Source organism: Xenophilus azovorans DSM 13620, from assembly GCF_000745855.1.
Lineage (GTDB): Bacteria > Pseudomonadota > Gammaproteobacteria > Burkholderiales > Burkholderiaceae_C > Xenophilus > Xenophilus azovorans.
In genome coordinates this window covers 1-3,218 of the sequence record NZ_JQKD01000113.1, presented here as the reverse complement: position 1 = coordinate 3,218, position 3,218 = coordinate 1, and the positions used below count along the sequence as shown (strand labels likewise).

3 protein-coding genes are annotated in these 3,218 nt (G+C 57.6%); all 3 read right to left on the bottom strand.

Annotated elements, in window-relative coordinates:
- Positions 1 to 103: 103 nt before the first annotated feature.
- Complete coding sequence (locus tag Q392_RS33175; protein ID WP_157008336.1) at positions 104 to 463, bottom strand: hypothetical protein; 360 nt, start codon at positions 461 to 463, stop codon at positions 104 to 106.
- Positions 464 to 465: 2 nt separating this feature from the next.
- Complete coding sequence (locus tag Q392_RS32420; RefSeq protein ID WP_425425203.1) at positions 466 to 1,803, bottom strand: DUF637 domain-containing protein; 1,338 nt, start codon at positions 1,801 to 1,803, stop codon at positions 466 to 468.
- Between the two features lie 194 nt (positions 1,804 to 1,997).
- Positions 1,998 to 3,218 (bottom strand): polymorphic toxin type 22 domain-containing protein (locus Q392_RS33170; RefSeq protein WP_211260310.1); only part of this gene is annotated, 1,221 nt, incomplete at its 5' end.

Genomic DNA, 3,218 nt, shown 5'->3' with positions numbered 1-3,218 from the left:
CCAGCGCCACGTCCTGGCCGGTGATGCGCCCGAACAGGTGGTTGATGTTCTGCGCGTCGATCTGCACTGCCTGGCGCCAAGCTGCCTGAAGCTCTAGGGTGATTTATTTTTTGAAAAATTCGATTTTTGAGAATTTAAAAACGGCCACTCCTAGGGCCACCAAATAGATAAACAAAAAAACCCATCCCATCAAAAACCAAACTCCATGAGAAAAGCTAAATTCACCATCAATCAATTTTCTATATATCTCAGGAATCATCAGCATAATTCCACACGGCAAAATGCACTGAATCGTCGCGGACGCGATATAAATATACAGCAGCTTCAAGAATCGAAATCGTACAACCGCATTTTCATTCCAAGGTTCATCTGCGCCGATCCAATAATCCTTAATCAATTCATCATCAAATAAGTTCCCCAAAAATGGCGAAAAAATATGATTAAATATTCGATCAATATTCATCACTATTTTCCAATTGGAGTAGTCAACCACGATTGGTTAGAATTCGGAATTCCAGTTGAATTAACCCATCCAAAAGCAGCGTAGCCAGTAACCGCTCCCAGTGCAGCAGTACCAAGAGTATCAGCATTTATCGGAAAAATCGTATGAGGAAATCCGAGCGAATAATTTGTATATCTACGCGTTATACCGCTTCCAACATAACCTGCCGCTGCTGCCGCAGCCAATCCTAGGGGCGTGGAATTTTCTTGATTTATTAGTGCATAGGTTCCTGCAGACAGCACCCCGCTACTTAACGACCCCCCAAGCAGTTGTCCTGCACCAAGCGACGTCGCCGGCGCAATCCCTGTCTGCCACCGCCACAACGCCGCTGCTCCACCCGGAACGACGGATGGCGCCAAGGCAACGATTCCATCGGCGGTGCTTTGTGCAGCCGCCCCATGAAACGTCCCCTGCTGGGTGTTGAATGGAACAAGGTCTGCGTATCCGTTCGGATACCAATCAGTCGTGTACACGTCGCCATAGACACTGCGCGCCACCGTATTACCTGCCGCTTGAGCCAGTTGAGTTTGTGCGTTGCACGCGGCCGCACTTCCGGAGCCAGGCGCACAGGCAGCACGCAAATCAGCCTCCCGCTGCGCTGACAGATGCCCCAAGGTGTCTCTGGTCGAGCACGCATCCCTGTTGCCGGCGTTGCATGCCGCTACGGCGTTGTCGTATCTCTCCTGCTCGGACAGCATCAGAAGGCTCGGTCGATTGTGGTTGAGCCAATTGTTCTCTGCCGCATTGACTCCTGCCTGCGCGCCGATGCTCACGCCGGCGTGCCCGCTGACGATGGCACCGGCCAGCCCACCCATGATCTGGCTCAGCATCAGGGTCTGGTTCGTGCGCGTCGGGTCGCCCGTGGGGTTGACGAAACGTGCTGTCGCCTCCCCTACGACCGCACCAAGGGCCCCCGCCCCGCAGCCCGAGCCGCCACCGGTGCCGCCTCCCGCGCCGGCCCGCCCGGCCCCGACCACGCAGCCCGCGACCGCATGCGCAACCGCATTGGCCCGGCCCGTCGTGTTCGAGCCGATCCAGTTGGCGCTGGTGGACGCCGCCGTATCCAGCAGCCCGTTGGCAATGGCGTTGCCCAGGTTGCGCCCCAGGTCGCCGCCGTTGATGGCCGTGCTCACCAGTGCCGCAGCCGTGCGGTCGGCCACGTTGTGCATCAGCACCTGGTCCCAGCTCGCACCCTGGGCCGTGGTCCAGCCGCCCATGGGGGTGTACGTGCTCAGCCCCTGGACTGCGGCGGCCGTGACCATCGAGGTCACCAGGCTCCTGACGCCCTGACTGGAGCCCAGGTCATGGAACCAATCAAGCTCCCGATTAATCCGTCAACGATTGCGTGTAGCATATACGTTCATACAACTCCAAACGCAATCAAGAAAAAACCAAGCAGAGTTAGAGCGCAGAAAATCCAATAAAATCTCTTCTGAGATTTTGTCATTTTCTTGTATTCTTCTTCATTTGGGCCGCGCGGATTTGCCATATACATTTACTTTTTGACTTCGCCTGTATAACTCCATGGACTGTAATAACCAGACAGTGTCCCCGGAGGAGATACTCCAATTTCCAAGGCTGTAGCCCCATCATATGAGTGATTAAATCCGAATACAGCATTAAATCGCCCTAGAACTGGAATGGAAACGCCGCCTTGCGTTCCCTGCCCGCTAAGAAAACTACTAGTGCCTTGCGCATCATTTACGCCAAAGATATATCCAGACATCCAAGAGCCGGACAATCTGTATCCAGGGTTTGAAGCAAAGGAGTTGACACCACCACCGACGAAAGTTGTGCCGTCATACAAATTAATAGCCGCATTCCCACCCAGAGTGTGCGCGCCCGAATTTAACGCCATGTAGTCAGGCAGCAATCCACGCCCTTGCGATCCGGCCAAGCCCGCCGCACACTCCGCCGAAGCACACTGCGCGCGATCTGGTGTTAGGCTCGGGCCATAAGTCATCCCTGCCGTATTGAACTGATACGCCCCATTGGTATTGGCGGTAATGAAGTTCATCAACTCTCTGGACGGCGCATTGGGCAGCACCTCCTGGAATAACGAGGATGCCGGCGTGTTGCCTTGGGCCGCCACTCTCAGCCCCTGGTCGTAGTTGATATCCCCGGCCAGCGTGCCGGTGGGCGATCCGGCCCCCAGCGATGCGCCATCCATGCCGTATGCCTGCTGCGTTGCCGGCGACACGCTGCCATCGGTGTTGCGCCCATTGCTCCAACGTATGGCATCCAAAATCTCCTGCTCCGAGTACGGTCCTCGGCTTGCGAGCGCAGCGGCCATGTTGCGATCGTTCGGGTGCAGGATCCGATTGTTCGCAGCCGCATTCAACCCCGCCTGCGCGGCGATGTTGGCGCCTGCGGCGTTGCCGGTGACGAGCACCCCGGCCAGGCCCGCAAAGGTCTGGCTGAGGTTGGCGATCTGATCGGGAGGCACGAGCTGATTCTGTGCCCAGCCGGCCACGGTCTCCCCCACCACCGCACCGATGGCCCCTGCCCCGCAACCCGAGCCGCCGCTGGTGCCGCCTCCCGCACCAGCCCGCCCGGCCCCGACCATGCAGCCCGCGACCGCATGCGCAACCGCATTGGCCAGGCCCGTCGTGTTCGAGCCGATCCAGTTGGCGCTGGTGGACGCCGTCGTATCCAGCAGCCCGTTGGCGATGGCGTTGCCCAGGTTGCGCCCGAAGTCGCCCCCGTTCAGGGCCGT

Excerpts from the sequence above, each read along its gene's own strand:
- Q392_RS33175 (WP_157008336.1), bottom strand. The coding sequence starts at position 463 with ATGAATATTGATCGAATATTTAATCATATTTTTTCGCCATTTTTGGGG.